Source organism: Robertmurraya mangrovi (assembly GCF_034427655.1).
GTDB lineage: Bacteria > Bacillota > Bacilli > Bacillales > Cytobacillaceae > Robertmurraya_A > Robertmurraya_A mangrovi.
Window position 1 is genome coordinate 80,129 of record NZ_JAXOFX010000014.1, and the last position, 14,473, is coordinate 94,601.

Below are 14,473 nucleotides of genomic sequence, written 5' to 3' on the forward strand. Positions count from 1 at the left end.
GCTATAATAGAGCTAAGATTCTCTATTAGAAAGGAAGTTTATAATGGGTACTAAAACAGATCAAAGCTTTAGCCACCGAGGGCTAGCTGCTTCAACCTTTAACAAAGTCTGGGACTTATTAGACATTCCAAATCGGTCGGAAGAACAAAATGAAAAGATGGTACATTTATGTCATAGTTCTTTCTGGCACTGGACTCAAAGTCATGACTGTACTGAACAGAACCTCTCTATAGGATATTGGCAATTATCCAGAGTATATGCATCGATTGGAGAAGGGACAAACGCTTTAAAATATGCAGAACGTTGTGTTTCCATTAGTGAAAAGGCAGAACTCAAACCATTCTATATTGGTTATGCTTATGAAGCATTAGCTAGAGCTTTTCATGTCCAAGGAAACCTTTCAAAAGCAGAGCTGGCAAAACAAACAGCATATGAATATGCAAAGAAGGTAGTCGTGGAAGACAGTAAGAAAATGTTAATAAAAGACTTAGATGAGATTGCCTAAAATAATGAGTAAAATGCTACAGTTTTCATGCTGTAGCATTTTTTATTGAATTTCCCTAAAACTTTATCCCCAATCTAGAAAATATGGGCTTATATCGTGTCATATACATGAAGGAAATGAATATGATTTAGAGTGTAAAAATTTGGGGATTGAAGCCCTGAAAATATAAGAAAAGTTGGGAGAAAAATGGGGAAGTTAAACTGGGGAATTTCAATGTTGCTAGCTGTCAGTTTAGTGGGATTAGCAGGGTGTTCAGAACAAACCTCTACTAGAGAAAAAGAATTAGAGGAGAGAGTTGCAGAGTTAGAAAAACAGATTGCGGCTTATGAAAAAGAAGAAAAGGAACGAGAACAGGAAGAAGCAGAAAAGAAAAAAGAAGAGGAAGAACAGAAGCCAATTACTGTTGAAATAGTACACCCAGAAACAAAAGAGGTTATAAAAACATTTACTCCTCTAGAGTTGGGTTATGGAACGAAGGATAGTGAGTTTGAAAAAGAAATTAAAACTTGGGCTAAGGAGATTGCGCGAGGGACAGAACAAGAAGAGGGATACGACCAAAGAATGATTCCTGATCGAATAGGAAAAGACGGTCAAGTGATTAAGGGAAATCCTAGAGTAATATTAGAAGAAACAGAGTTATTAGAACGAGTGGTCGAAGCATCTGAGAAAGGTGGAACGGTAGAGCTGCCTCTCTATAAAACGGAAAGTGGCTATAAGCCAGAAGATGTCCCTACATTAGGAGAAGCCGTGGTGGCCACTTACACAACTTACTACAATACGAATGTAGCAGGAAGGTCCAAGAATATTGAGTTATCTGCAGAGGCAATAAATAACGTCATTCTTGGAACGGGGGATATATTTTCTTTTAACACGACGGTTGGACCAAGTGATAAAGCACATGGATATCAAGAAGCGGAAGAAGCGGTTAACGGAAAATTAGTAATGGGAGTAGGCGGAGGAATCTGTCAAACCTCCTCCACACTTTACAATGCGATTGATAAACTAGGTGTAAAATACGTCGAACACCATAATCATTCTGTTAATGTTGGATACGTTCCAAAAGGAAGAGACGCTACTGTATCCTATGGCGGGGTAGACTTTAGGTTTGAGAATACAACAGGAGTACCATTGCTTGTGAAAGCAACTACAAAAAATGGTTCTTTAACAGTAGAGATTAGAACTTCAAAGGCATATAAAAAGCAACTGAAAAACTAGAAAAAACACTCGAATGAGTGTTTTTTCGTTATCTAGTACTTACCGTTAGTTTGTTTCTTCCAACTTGCTTCGATTGCAGCATCAGCTGGTCTGCAAATATATATGCTTTTTCAAGAGAAACTTGGTCCTTAGATTCATGATAGTATAATCCAAATGAAGCTGTATAACTAATAGAAAGATTATAGGTGTTGAATTCAACTTCTACTAACTGTTCTTCTAAACGTTGTCTGATAGATTCAATTAAACTTTCACATTCTTCAGGACTTTTTTCTCGTAGAAAAATAGTAAATTCTTCGCCACCACTTCTAAATAGAATATCCTTATCCGTTAAGTTGTTCTTTAAGGTAGTAGCGAAATGCTTAATCACTTGGTCTCCGATAGCATGGTTGTAAGTATCGTTAATCTTTTTAAATTTATCAATATCAGTTACTACAATTCCGATACTTTTAGAGCTATTCTTTAATTCAGCCATTTTCTTATCCATATAGGCACGGTTTGAAACGCCTGTTAAGAAGTCGGTATATGCCATTTGTTCGAATTTGTCTCGTTCAATTTTGTTTTGTATGCTTTGAGTTTTAGAGTAGAATGAGCGACTAACAATATAATTGAGTAAGAACATACTAAAAAGCATTTCCCATTGACCTTGTTGTAGGAACAAATACAAAAGACCATTAGTAATAGCTATTTTTCCAGTATCAAGGAAAGGTCTGTTCTTATAGAAACTAATTGCTTCATTTAGGGTTTTCATCTCACCTAAAATAAAGAATACGGTAACTAGTAGAGTACTCGAAATAAAGTAATTTACTATTACCAACAGGAATATTAAAATCATAAAGCCATAAGGAATAGTGTTAAATAGAGGGTTAAAATTAATGAATAGGTAATAGCATATAGTATTACTTAAAACAAATGATCCAACATTGTAAAAGGAGTCTAAAAAGTCACCTTTAATAGCTCGATTTGTCCACCTTCTGTAAACATAGACTGATATTCCATACATTATCTCATAAATTAATAGTCCTAGTGGTCCAGCAAACAGGGCAAAGGATAAACTGTAGCTGATACCATAGTCTATACTTGTATTACCACTTTTGTACTCGATTCTCAAAGGATAATACAAACTAGAAAAAATCCAATAGATTAGTAAAGCAATTCCATAAGTTTTTAAATCTGTTATGTTTGAACCAGAAACAAAAGCTATAATGACGGCTGTGAAAAATAAGGAAAAATCAAAAATCCTGGCTTTTACCATACGTGAGCTCCTTCTAGTATTGCAATTCTAAATGTTCAGATAAAAGAGAATGTACTAGCCACAGTTGAAGGGTATAAAGGTTAAGCTTGCTTTGTAAATTCTATGAAACAAGGGAGGAATAAATTCCTACACTTAACGATTGTGTTGAATATTCAGAATATAGCATTGGTAATATGGCTATGTGTTTAACTAGCAAGAATTTCCCATGACATATTAACTTAAGTTTAATACATCATGGGAAGTAGTCAATATTTTTATTTGGCTGTTATTGTAATTTTGAAAAGAGCCTTTTATTTTAGCTCTGTATAAATGGCCCTCATGTGATCAAAGTAAAGAGTTCCTTTATTTTTGTTGTTATTGTTCGTTTCTACGACATACACTTGTCTAACCTTTATTGGCGTTGGTGTGTTTGCGGGAATCGTCGCAGAAACCTTTTTCCAACCCTTCCAGTCTAGTTTCCCTTGAGCTGTAAAATCTAACGTAACAAGTTTGCCATTCCCGTCTTGTATCACTCCACGTAACCAGTGCTTTTTAGCATCTCCATACACCCACATTTCAAGCTTCATCGGTCTGTATGCTAGCGGGCGACCTATTTTTCCATTTGAATCGTTAAAATTGACATAGGCTGCGGAAGTACCCGTTGTTCCTGTAAAATCGTATGAAAGAGCCATAGCGTATTTTCCTACTTTAACAGGCTTAGGCTTAGTTACTCTAGTTCCCTTTGCGCTCTTTACTCTAGCTGAAGTAATACTTATATCTTTAATACTTGTAAAAGTTTCAATAGTAGTAGGAGATTTTCCGACATATACAATGGCCTCAGCCTTTGTTTTACCTTGAGAAACGATTACCTTACCCTTTTTAATTTTAGATACAGAAGATAAAGTACCTTTCTTATCAATCGTTCCAATACTTCCTGATGTCTTCCAAGTTAATGCTTGTGGAGTTAGGAAAATCTCTTTCCCTTTGCTGTCATAGCCTTTTGCTTTAAAGGTTTGTTTGCTTCCAGGAACAATAACTAAGTCTTTAGGGGAAATTGTTATAGATGCTAGTGAATCGACTACCTCAACATTAATTGATTTAGTGGCCTTCCCGCTCTTAATCGTAATTTTCCCTTTCCCAGCTTGTGAGCCTGCAGTAAACAGACCGCTATTATCGATTTTTCCTACTGCCGAACTTGCTGACCATGATAGGTCGTTCGCATTTACATTCACACCATTGTAGTATTTGTCCAATCCTTTTACAGAGATAGGCACGGTTGAGTTAGCTAGCACTTTAATGCTATCACTAACATTTGGAATGATGGTTGCTAGCTCAGAAACAGGTGCTGTTGAGACAACTAAAAATGAGTTAGCTACTCTGCGCTCATACCCATCAGAAGGTCTATTTAGAATAGATAGTCCTTGTTCCCCTGGTTGTCGAATCGAGTAAGTAGTTGAACCACCGCCATCCATATTAATAACGGATTCCATTCCCAAATCAGAAAGATATTTCGCTCCTTCATAAAGGGTAACCCCATTACTATAACCGGGTTGTCTTCCATCAAACGTTGTTATGTAAAGCTTTCCTTCTTTTGTGGAAAACATAGTTCTAGGATGTCTCCCCGATGCATCGTTCACAGCAATGGAGGTTTGCTTTCCATTTTTTAAAATTAAATCTCCACCTGATATAGCATGAATCCCATTATCTATTTCCTCACCATAATTAATCGTAAATTTAATTTCACTACCGATGTCTAAGTTTTCATCAATCCAATCCGCTTGTGTACCAGAAGCAGCTAATATCCATTTGCCCTCAGGAATTGGTGAGTTGTTTGTTGTCAGAAAATCTTCAACCGTTGCGGTTAGTGTCTCGTTAGGGGAAACTCGATTTTCTGTTGGTTGTAATAAAATTTCTAGTTCATTGTCTGAAGTTTTGGTCGTTGAACTAAATCGATCTGTAAATAAAAATAAGCTGTTGATTTGTGTTTCAATATTTCTTCCTCTATTGATACCGGTTAGCGTTTTGGTGCCACGAACTCCAGTTATCTCAACTTTAGAGGTCATTTTTACTGAATCTAAAATGGTTGCACTACCATCTTCGCTAATAGTTAAAACACTTTTTGTATTGACAGGACTTGAGATGATTTCTCCGTTTGTGATTTGTAGCCCAATGGGTTGACCAGCATAAGGAGAAGTAGTTTTATAGAAATCGCCGTTAAATGCCCCGATGACTCGATGATTTTTATAATCGGCTTGTTTGGCTTGGTTTCTAACGGTATCCAAACTTAACACTTTGCTTGGAGAACCTACTAGTAGTTTAATATGCGGATTAGAAGGATCTACTTCTAATGTATTGACAGCTTGAATACTTGCTTCATTCTCTAGGCTATAGCTAGAATGCTTCACTCCTGGCCCAATGTAATATTCACTCTTATTTTTCTTTGTAAATGTTGTTAAGTCATAAGCTAAAGCAACATCCCTAGTAATAGGTAGTGAATAAGCGATTAATGTAAAAATCATTGTAAAGATTAATAACCTATTTGCTTTTTTAAAAGAATTCATCTAACTTTCCCTCCCAAATTGTTTGTAAGTTTCACTAAGTCGTTCATTTGAAGAGTTAAGGTTTTTTGGTATGTAGTTTGCTAGAGTAGGGTGACTGAGAGGTTTTATGATTTCACAGGTTGATTTAAGAAAATGATATATTCCTCGAAGAATCGATGATATATTGGAGAATTCGATGATATATTCGTAAAAAACGATGATATCCTCAGTGAAATCGATGATATATTGGAAATCGATGATATTCTCAGTAAAATCGATGATATATTCAAAAAAACGATGATATCCTCAGTGAAATCGATGATATATTCAAAAATTCGATGATATATTCGTAAAAAACGATGATATACCAAGCAAAATCATTGAAATTACTTATAACAGCCCCCTGAAAACTACTAAACTAACCCTACTTATCCAAGTAATAACTATAATATTAAATTTTAACAGATTAATAGCTCACTTTCGACTTAATTTTCCAAAAAATGTCCAGAAAAGTCGTTATCGCTACCCAGACCATAAGTAAAAAACAGTTAGTTCCTCCATTTGAGTCCGTTGTTATTGTCTTGTAAAATAAGGCTAGAAAATATTTAGGTTAGGAGCATTTAATGAAAAAAGTCATTGTCATTGGAGCAGGGATACTAGGAGCTTCAACCGCCTATCATTTAGTGAAATTAGGAGTGGAAGTTACATTAATTGATCGAAAGGATATCGGCCAGGCGACAGATGCTGCAGCAGGAATCGTATGTCCATGGATTTCACAGCGGAGAAATAAAGCTTGGTATGAATTAGTAAAAGGTGGGGCACGTTATTACCCAACCTTAATTAAACAGTTGGAGCAAGATGGAGAAAAAGATACTGGTTATAAGCAGGTCGGAGCAATCAGTTTACATACAAATGAGGAAAAACTGGAGCAAATGGCAGAGCGGGCGAGGAAACGTCGTGAAGATGCTCCGGAAATCGGTGAAATAAAAATTCTTACACCTAAAGAGACAAAAGAGTTATTTCCACCTTTAGCTGATGAATTTGGATCTGTTTATATTAGTGGAGGAGCCCGAGTGAATGGTAGGGCATTAAGGGATGCTTTAATCAATGCTGCTAAAAAACTGGGGGTAACTTATATCGAAGGGGAAGCTAGTCTTTTAACAGAAGGTAACACGATAGAAGGCGTTAATGTAGCTGGAAGTGAAGTGTTAGCCGATACGATCATTGTTACTGGAGGTTCTTGGTCAAGAGAACTACTGGAGCCATTAGGTTTCAAATTTCAAGTTACCCCTCAAAAAGCACAAATTGTTCATCTTAGGCTAGAAGAGACAGATACAAGCGATTGGCCGGTCGTTATGCCGCCAAATAATCAGTATCTATTGTCTTTTGAGGACGGTAGGGTGGTTGTAGGAGCGACACATGAAGATGAGGCTGGATGGGATAAGAGAATTACAGCTGGAGGAATAAATGAGGTTTTGAGTAAGGCTCTTGAAGTTGCCCCTGGATTAGCAGACAGCACATGGCTAGAAACAAGAGTTGGTTTCAGACCTTTTACTCCTGGGTTTCTCCCTGTCTTTGGGGCCATCCCGAATTATAATGGTTTATTTGTTGCGAATGGCTTAGGAGCTTCGGGTTTAACAGCAGGGCCATACATAGGTGCGGAACTGGCCAAACTTGTACTTGGACAACCAATGGAGTTGGACCTTAGTCGATATAATGTGGAAGAGGCACTAAGTACTGACTAATAGAAAAAGGACACTAGCTAAAAGTGTCCTTTTTGCGTCCCTATTTATAAGAATAAAATGCTTTATCAGTAACAATGAAAAATTGATTCTTGTAGAGTTTTCCTTCCGTAACGTACTGATTTTTAAACTTAATGGTTTTAATCGTCGAGTTCTTTTTGTTGATTACTTTTACTAATCCATAAGGAGAAGCAGTATTCAGGTTATTGAGCGAAACGAAGACTTCCCCTTTTTTAGAAACATCAATATCTGTACCGTTGTAATTTCCTAAATTCTTTTGGGAGATATACCTACCTGTCTTCTTAAACTTATACAAAACCGAGTGAGAGAATATCTCGTTATTGATCGTACTATTAATCTGAAAATAAGCTAAAACATACACATATGCACCACTAGACTTTGCCTCAAAGTAAGGAAAATACTTTGCTCCTTTTCCGTATTTCTTTTGAAAAACTTCTTTGTCTTTTATGAAATTTGGTAAGTAGGACTTCACAATGGCATTTTGTATAGTTTCTGAAGGCTGAATGGTTCCGTTTGGCATATTTGGTTTTTGGATGGAGAACTTTTTAAGAGCGGAATCTGAATAGGTGACAGTAGACAGTGTATTTCCTTTTTCATCAATCTCTACAATATTCATTGTATTCCAATCAAGTAAAATTAAAGTCTGATTTTTAGTCACTCCATAAAGTTCAGTATTATGAATGTCTGCAACAGGGGCTTTTATGTCTAGTAGTTTCTTTCCGCTATTTAAATAATATTTTTGAATGTTTCCATCTTCAATCAAAAATAAAGCTGGTGTCGTATTGTTACTAATGGCAAAAGAACTTCTTAACTCTTTCTCCCAAACCTTCTTTCCTGTGGGATTTAAGGTAAGCATTTTTGCAAAACCTTCTCCATCGCTTAGGATGTAAACCGAGTATTGTTCTTTTGTAACGTGATAAATACGTTTTTCATAAAAGGATGAATCTTCGAGTTTAAACACCCAATTTTTGTTTAAAGAGAACTTATTTGCTGCCATAGAACAAGTGGCAAAAGAAAGCACAAACAGGACCGATAAAGTGAGAAAAATTAACTTCCTCATAAGTGTCACCTTCTAAAATAGAAATATGTTTCTAATACGAGTAAACCATAATTGATAGGAGTTAGAAAAACGCCAAAAGTAATATTTTGGCACAAGACGATTTACATATCTTCTTTATAGAGGCCACCACTTATGAAGTTATCATTCTACCTACAATAGAGGAATATTTCTCTCGAGACATTCCTTTATAATCTGTTCATTCCAAACAGAAGCTTGAACCTCACCAATATGAACCTTTTTAAGAAAGAACATGCATAACCTTGACTGCCCAATTCCCCCTCCAATGGTTAAAGGTAACTCGTTATTTAGAACAGAGCGATGATAATCAAGCGTGAGACGACTTTCATTGTTGGCTAGCCTTAGCTGTTTTAACAATGACCTTTCATCCACTCTAATCCCCATGGAAGAAACTTCAACGGCTCTTTCTAGGGTTGGATACCAGAAAAGGATATCTCCATTCAATGACCAATCATCATAATCAGGTGAGCGACCATCGTGTTTTTCACCGGATCTTAAAATGTCTCCAATCTGCATAATGAATACTGCCCCATTTTGTTTAGTAATTAAATCTTCTCTTTCCTTCGGCGAATAATGAGGATATAAATTTTCGAGTTCTTGAGCGGTAATGAAGTATATTTCTTCAGGAAGTACAGGGGTAAGTTTTGGGTAACAGTGGTTTAAGTATTGCTCCGTTTCAAGGAATACTTTATAAATTTTGTTAACTTCCGATTTTAAAGTTTTAATCGTGCGTTGACTCTTCGTGATTACTTTTTCCCAATCCCATTGGTCAACATATATAGAGTGGAGCTGGTCTAAAGTTTCATCTCTTCTGATTGCATTCATATCTGTATAGAGACCTTGCCCAGGAGTAAATCCGTACCTTGCAAGAGCGGTTCGTTTCCATTTAGCTAAAGACTGGACAATTTCTAATGGAGCATCGCCAATGTCAACAGCATCAAAGGCAACTACACGTTCAACCCCATTCAAATTATCATTTAATCCTTTACCACCCTTTAAAAGAATAGGAGCTGAAACTCTTATCAAACTTAAAGCCTCGCTCAGCTTACTTTCAAAGAAATCTTTAATCTGCTTAATAGCAACCTCTGTTTCCATTAAATTTAATTTTGGCACATATTCTTGAAGCACTTTCGTATTTTTCATCATACCATCCTTTATTGTTTTTTCACTTTATCTAATTAACGTATTAGGTTTTTAACCAACTAATTCAATTTATGAAAAAATAATAAAGATGCTACCTATTCCTTTAGCGGATAAAACTTGCAACTTCCATTTTTTGATAATAAAATAGGTAAAAATAACCATTATTTCTAAAGGTGGTTTTATGGAAATTTACGTAGCAAGACAACCTATATTTGATGAAAAAATGAATGTATTCGGATACGAGCTCTTGTATCGAAAGAGTATGAATAATTTTTATGAAGGAACCGATGACAGCCAATCAACGGCCGAATTAATTAACAATGCTTTTCTCGCTATGGATATTGATGAGCTTACTAGTGGCACAAAAGGTTTTATTAATTTTTCAGAAGACTTACTAACAAAAGAAGTACCTTTTTTATTGCCAAAGGACAAAATCGTAATCGAAATTTTAGAGAGGGTAGAACCTACTAAAGAGGTAGTAAGTGTATGCGAGAGGTTAAAGAGAGAAGGATACATTTTAGCATTAGATGATTTTGTATTTGCTGAAAAATACTTACCTCTTATAGAAGTGGCTGACATTATCAAAATTGAGTTTGGTAGAGAGGGCCATTTGCATAATCTAATAGGTAGATATAAAAATAAAATTAAATTTTTAGCTGAAAAAGTAGAAACGAGAGAAGAGTACCAAAGGGCTGTCGAAATGGGTTATGAACTTTTTCAGGGATACTTTTTCAGTAAACCAGTCATTGTAACAGGTAAAGACATTGATGGGGGACTAAATATAAATATCATTAGTGCAATTAATGAACTAGACAACGAAGAGCCAGATTATCAAATTGTCACCGAAATCATTGAGAGAGACTTAGGAATTTCTTATAAAATTTTAAAATTAGCCAATTCAGTTGCACTTAGTTCAAGGACGAAAATTTACTCTTTAAAGCAGGCTCTCGTAAGATTAGGAGCAAAACAAATCAAAAGCCTTCTTTATTTAATCATGTTTAAGGATATCCAAAGTGTAGAGAATAAGGAATTGGTAAAAAACAGCTTAATTAGAGGAAGATTAATGGGGTTACTCACAATCGAACTAGGTATCCAAAACAAGTATTATGAGTACTTTATGTCTGGGTTATTTTCTTCTATTGATATTATCTTAAATAATAAGATGGAGAGAATAGTAGAGGAACTTCCGCTAACCTCAGAAGTAAAAGATGCCTTACTAGGTAATAGTGGAGAAATCACAGACATGTTAAACATAGTAATAAACTATGAACAAGCCAACTGGGGAGAACTAACTCAAACTAATTCCTTATCGACCATACCAAAAGATCGTTTTTATAGCTTATATAGAGAGTCAATAAAATGGGTATCTGAGTTGGATTACTAGTTTCTAACAAATCTAATCTTTGACTGTAGGATTTAAAATTGTCTACAGTTTTTTCTTTTATAAGTAATCCTAGTTGATTGGAGCGGAAGGCGCTTGACTCCTGGGGGAGCAGCGTTACAGGCGAGACCCCACAGGAGCTTGCGACGAGGAGGCTTGCCGAACGCCCCCCGGAAAGCAAGCGCCTGGAGCGGAAATCAACCTTCCCTCTGCAATCTATAATAAAAATTTAAAAAGGTCGAGAGAATAAGCCCTAGAATCTTTTAAGTAGAAATATAAACCTCTTCTCAAAAAGTTCAATATTGCCTTACATAAGAAGGGATATGTTATTATATACTGAAATAAAAGTAGGAGGGGTTACTGTGATAAGTGAAAAACTAGTTAACGGCTTAGTTAAGCAAATGAATTATGAGTTTTATTCAGCGCATGCTTATTTAGCAATGGCGGCTCATTGTTCTGCAGAGAACTTAGATGGTTTTGCTAATTTCTTTCTTGTACAGGCTGAGGAAGAAAGATTCCATGCAATGAAATTCTACAATTTTATAAATGACATGGGAGAGCGTGTAGTATTTGAAGGATTCGGCACTCCGAATAACGAATTCTCTTCTGTATTAGAAGTGTTTGAAGAAGGATTAAAACATGAAAAAGAAGTAACTCGTCGCATTTATGAGCTTGCTGATATGGCTCTTGATGAAAGAGAGCATGCGACTATGACCTTCTTAAAATGGTTTATTGAAGAACAAGTGGAGGAAGAAGCACTTTTCGATAACTTAATCCAAAAACTAAAACGTATTGATAAAGACAGTAACGCATTCTTTATGCTAGAAAGCGAATTAGCTAAACGTACATTTGTCCCTGAAGGGGAGTAAGTTTAATATTAATTATTGAAGCTGCCTTTTTAAATAAGGTAGCTTTTTTCATGCCCAGGAGAGATAAAAAAAAGACAGCCTCTTCAAGAGACTGTCTTAGTTATTATTTCGCATTTAATCGACGAATACGCTCATCTAAATCTGGGTGTGTTGAAAATAACACGTTCTTCGATTTGTTATTAATTTTTAAAGTTGAAATAGCTGTTTGCTCCTCAACACCTTGCATACGGTTAGAGTATGCTTTAAGCATCTGAAGGGCATGAGTCATTTTATCTTTACCTGCTAAATCTGCACCACCACGGTCAGCGTGGAACTCTCTATGTCTTGAGTATGCAAAAACAACTAAACTTCCTAAGATCGAGAAGGCAATTTGGAATACGATTACCGCAATGAAGTGTACAATTGGAGCAATATCTTCTCTAACAAAACGTGATACAGCCCAAGCTGCGATACGTGCTAAGAAAACTACAAACGTGTTTACTACCCCTTGGAGTAAAGTCATCGTAACCATATCGCCATTAGCAATGTGCGCAACCTCATGGGCAATTACACCTTCAATTGCTGCATCGTCCATTTCGTGTAACAAGCCAGTTGAAACTGCCACTAAAGAGCGTTTTTTAGATGGTCCTGTAGCAAATGCATTTACTTCTGGAGAATCATAAATTCCAACCTCTGGCATATGAGTTAAACCAGCTGCTCTTGAGAGACGGTGAACCTTTTCAACAATTTCTCTTTCCATGGATGAAAGTGAAGCTTCTGGTTTTAATACTCGAACATTCATCATTTTCTTTGCCATCCAACGTGACATAGCTAGAGAGATAAAAGCACCGGAAAAACCAATAACCGCACTAAAAACTAATAGTGCACCAAAATCAATCCCACCAGCAGCATTAATGTAATTTCCTCCGCCAATGAGAGAAAAGATAATGCTAATGGTCACTAATACAAGAATATTAGTTAACAAAAAATAAAAAATACGCTTTCCCATACACTCACCCTTTACCTTTTTATAATAGATGTTTTGAACATAATCTTTTGTGGTAATAATTTTTGAGTTCATTTGAACTTATCCTAAGACTTATTATATGATGATGAAAAAAAGATTTCAACATATAAAACTTGTAAATACTGTTTCATAAGGGTGTTGACTATAGATTAGGAAACAATTAGGATGAAGAAAATGAGGACAGGGGTTTACTCTTTGTATAAGTTGTATATGTAGCTTGAATCAATTATTGATAAAATGACTAATGATATAAGATTTCTTAATTTAGAAGAAAAGGGACTCAGGGGTTGATATTGTTGGAACTATTTCAGCTTTCAAGAAGTAATATGGCAGATTTTCTAGTTGCTTTAAAAGGTGAAGGAGACCAGACTCCGTTGACCGTTCTTCAATCGGCATGGGCAAACTCCCACCAAAACGAAGTACATAATGGAACTTCACTACCTGCTTTCATGGAAACAAAAATGCCAGCTGTTTTTGAGAAATTTATAAAAGAAAATAAAAGTAAAATAGGATTCTCTATTAACGAAATTGTCATGTTAGGTAATCAAATTGAATTTACAAACCTTTCTCCAACTGCCGTTCAGAACTGGGTGAAGCGGGATGTGAAAAATTTGATTGGCTCTCCGCAGTTAGGAAAAAAATATACGGTTGATCAAGCAGCGATTCTTTTAATAATTGAAGACTTAAAGTCCTCCCTTGACTTTGAGTCCATTAGAAAGGTGCTAACATTAGTATTTAACAATCCTGCCGATCGAACCGATGATGTAATTGATCCACTAACATTGTATGCAGCCTATGCATCGATCTTTGAGAAAATTCATCATGAGAGATTAATACCTGGAGATATTTCAGTCCCTATCAATCTTCAAATAGAAGAGTTTATAAAAAAAGAATCCGAAACGCTGATTCCTACTTTTACTGGTTTAAATGAAGAACAAAGAAACATTGTCTTAAATGTTTTAATTATGACTACTTTAACCGTGCTATCTTCCTATTATCAAACATTAACAAAGCAATATATGACGGCAACGTTATTTTTAAATGGTATATAAACAAACAAAATCCCCCTAGAAATAGGGGGATTTGATGATTTCAGTCGAGGTGATCCTATTCAATACGTCGCTAACCAGGGCGCCTACGCTTTTCTGTTACGCAGCTGGTCTAAAGCTACTGTCTGGTGATTGATTGTTGTTTTCGATATGAGCTTTTTTTCTGAAGTACGGAATGACCCAGCGGTCTAAACCAAATCGACCAGCATTATAACCTGCAGCTAAAATGATGAATCCTAAGAAAATATCAGTAGGGTTATGTGATACAGTTCCTGCTAAGAAGAAAGAGAAGTTCATCATAAGTCCAAAGAATACGGCTGCAGAAGTTAAGCATCCTAAAATTAATCCTAAACCTACTAATAACTCACCCCAAGGAATAAGGAAGTTGAATACATCTATATTTGGTAATGCAAAGTTTTCTAGAAATGATACATACCAACCATAAGTTATGCTTCCGTCTGGACCTTTTACAGGATTAGCGACGGCATTTTTTAAATAACCTGAAGCATCAAAACCACCTGTTAATTTTCCAAGACCAGCAGTAAACCAAGAATATCCAAGGAATAAACGAATGACTGTTAATATCCCGGCAGAAATTTTATTCTCTCTTAAAAATTGATTGAACATTTTAATCCCAGCCTTTCTTTATTACTAATTATGTTTTTGTTTTGTTTACACTTACAATATACTCTA

At 35.8% G+C, this 14,473-nt stretch carries 12 protein-coding genes; 6 read left to right on the plus strand and 6 right to left on the minus strand.

Annotation, left to right across the window (positions count from 1 at the left end; genetic code table 11):
- Window positions 1-43 precede the first annotated feature (43 nt).
- Together SM124_RS17730 and SM124_RS17735 are read left to right on the plus strand one after the other, a co-directional pair.
- Window positions 44-505, plus strand: a complete 462-nt coding sequence (locus SM124_RS17730; RefSeq protein WP_322447858.1) for a tetratricopeptide repeat protein — start codon at window positions 44-46, stop codon at window positions 503-505.
- 186 nt (window positions 506-691) lie between these two features.
- Window positions 692-1,720, plus strand: coding sequence for a VanW family protein (locus SM124_RS17735; RefSeq protein WP_322447859.1), 1,029 nt, complete (start codon window positions 692-694; stop codon window positions 1,718-1,720).
- A gap of 28 nt (window positions 1,721-1,748) precedes the next feature.
- Here SM124_RS17735 and SM124_RS17740 read toward each other — a convergent pair whose 3' ends face one another.
- On the minus strand, window positions 1,749-2,972 hold the full coding sequence (locus SM124_RS17740) for a GGDEF domain-containing protein (protein WP_322447860.1): 1,224 nt from the start codon (window positions 2,970-2,972) through the stop codon (window positions 1,749-1,751).
- A 290-nt stretch (window positions 2,973-3,262) separates the two neighbouring features.
- Window positions 3,263-5,512 carry a phosphodiester glycosidase family protein gene (locus SM124_RS17745; protein WP_322447861.1) on the minus strand — a complete coding sequence of 750 codons (2,250 nt, stop codon included), beginning with the start codon at window positions 5,510-5,512 and terminating at the stop codon, window positions 3,263-3,265.
- A 602-nt stretch (window positions 5,513-6,114) separates the two neighbouring features.
- Here SM124_RS17745 and SM124_RS17750 point away from each other — a divergent pair.
- The gene (locus SM124_RS17750) at window positions 6,115-7,236 is read left to right on the plus strand and encodes an NAD(P)/FAD-dependent oxidoreductase (RefSeq protein ID WP_322447862.1); all 1,122 of its coding nucleotides are present in this window, start codon (window positions 6,115-6,117) and stop codon (window positions 7,234-7,236) included.
- Window positions 7,237-7,276: 40 nt separating this feature from the next.
- On the opposite strand, the gene SM124_RS17755 is transcribed toward SM124_RS17750, so the two are convergent.
- On the minus strand, window positions 7,277-8,314 hold the full coding sequence (locus SM124_RS17755) for a hypothetical protein (protein ID WP_322447863.1): 1,038 nt from the start codon (window positions 8,312-8,314) through the stop codon (window positions 7,277-7,279).
- Between the two features lie 150 nt (window positions 8,315-8,464).
- Complete coding sequence (gene asnA, locus SM124_RS17760) at window positions 8,465-9,475, minus strand: aspartate--ammonia ligase (protein WP_322447896.1); 1,011 nt, start codon at window positions 9,473-9,475, stop codon at window positions 8,465-8,467.
- A 181-nt stretch (window positions 9,476-9,656) separates the two neighbouring features.
- Between asnA and SM124_RS17765 the strand changes: the two genes are divergently transcribed.
- Together SM124_RS17765 and SM124_RS17770 are read left to right on the plus strand one after the other, a co-directional pair.
- The gene (locus SM124_RS17765) at window positions 9,657-10,859 is read left to right on the plus strand and encodes an EAL and HDOD domain-containing protein (RefSeq protein WP_322447864.1); all 1,203 of its coding nucleotides are present in this window, start codon (window positions 9,657-9,659) and stop codon (window positions 10,857-10,859) included.
- A gap of 359 nt (window positions 10,860-11,218) precedes the next feature.
- The gene (locus tag SM124_RS17770; protein ID WP_322447865.1) at window positions 11,219-11,725 is read left to right on the plus strand and encodes a ferritin; all 507 of its coding nucleotides are present in this window, start codon (window positions 11,219-11,221) and stop codon (window positions 11,723-11,725) included.
- A 103-nt stretch (window positions 11,726-11,828) separates the two neighbouring features.
- On the opposite strand, the gene htpX is transcribed toward SM124_RS17770, so the two are convergent.
- Window positions 11,829-12,713 carry a protease HtpX gene (htpX, locus tag SM124_RS17775; RefSeq protein WP_322447897.1) on the minus strand — a complete coding sequence of 295 codons (885 nt, stop codon included), beginning with the start codon at window positions 12,711-12,713 and terminating at the stop codon, window positions 11,829-11,831.
- Between the two features lie 314 nt (window positions 12,714-13,027).
- On the opposite strand from htpX, the gene SM124_RS17780 reads away from it, so the two are divergent.
- A complete protein-coding gene (locus SM124_RS17780; protein ID WP_322447866.1) occupies window positions 13,028-13,783 on the plus strand; it encodes a DUF1836 domain-containing protein in 756 nt (251 codons plus the stop codon).
- Between the two features lie 96 nt (window positions 13,784-13,879).
- Here the strand turns inward: SM124_RS17780 and SM124_RS17785 are convergent, their stop codons facing one another.
- Window positions 13,880-14,407 carry a DoxX family membrane protein gene (locus SM124_RS17785; RefSeq protein WP_322447867.1) on the minus strand — a complete coding sequence of 176 codons (528 nt, stop codon included), beginning with the start codon at window positions 14,405-14,407 and terminating at the stop codon, window positions 13,880-13,882.
- Window positions 14,408-14,473 lie beyond the last annotated feature (66 nt).

What these genes read in the sequence shown, in the direction of transcription:
- SM124_RS17745 (WP_322447861.1), bottom strand. Translation starts at nt 5,512, where the DNA reads ATGAATTCTTTTAAAAAAGCAAATAGGTTATTAATCTTTACAATGATT.
- SM124_RS17735 (WP_322447859.1), top strand. Translation starts at nt 692, where the DNA reads ATGGGGAAGTTAAACTGGGGAATTTCAATGTTGCTAGCTGTCAGTTTA.
- SM124_RS17765 (WP_322447864.1), top strand. Translation starts at nt 9,657, where the DNA reads ATGGAAATTTACGTAGCAAGACAACCTATATTTGATGAAAAAATGAAT.
- asnA (WP_322447896.1), bottom strand. Translation starts at nt 9,475, where the DNA reads ATGAAAAATACGAAAGTGCTTCAAGAATATGTGCCAAAATTAAATTTA.
- SM124_RS17755 (WP_322447863.1), bottom strand. Translation starts at nt 8,314, where the DNA reads ATGAGGAAGTTAATTTTTCTCACTTTATCGGTCCTGTTTGTGCTTTCT.
- SM124_RS17785 (WP_322447867.1), bottom strand. Translation starts at nt 14,407, where the DNA reads ATGTTCAATCAATTTTTAAGAGAGAATAAAATTTCTGCCGGGATATTA.
- SM124_RS17730 (WP_322447858.1), top strand. Translation starts at nt 44, where the DNA reads ATGGGTACTAAAACAGATCAAAGCTTTAGCCACCGAGGGCTAGCTGCT.
- SM124_RS17750 (WP_322447862.1), top strand. Translation starts at nt 6,115, where the DNA reads ATGAAAAAAGTCATTGTCATTGGAGCAGGGATACTAGGAGCTTCAACC.
- SM124_RS17740 (WP_322447860.1), bottom strand. Translation starts at nt 2,972, where the DNA reads ATGGTAAAAGCCAGGATTTTTGATTTTTCCTTATTTTTCACAGCCGTC.
- htpX (WP_322447897.1), bottom strand. Translation starts at nt 12,713, where the DNA reads ATGGGAAAGCGTATTTTTTATTTTTTGTTAACTAATATTCTTGTATTA.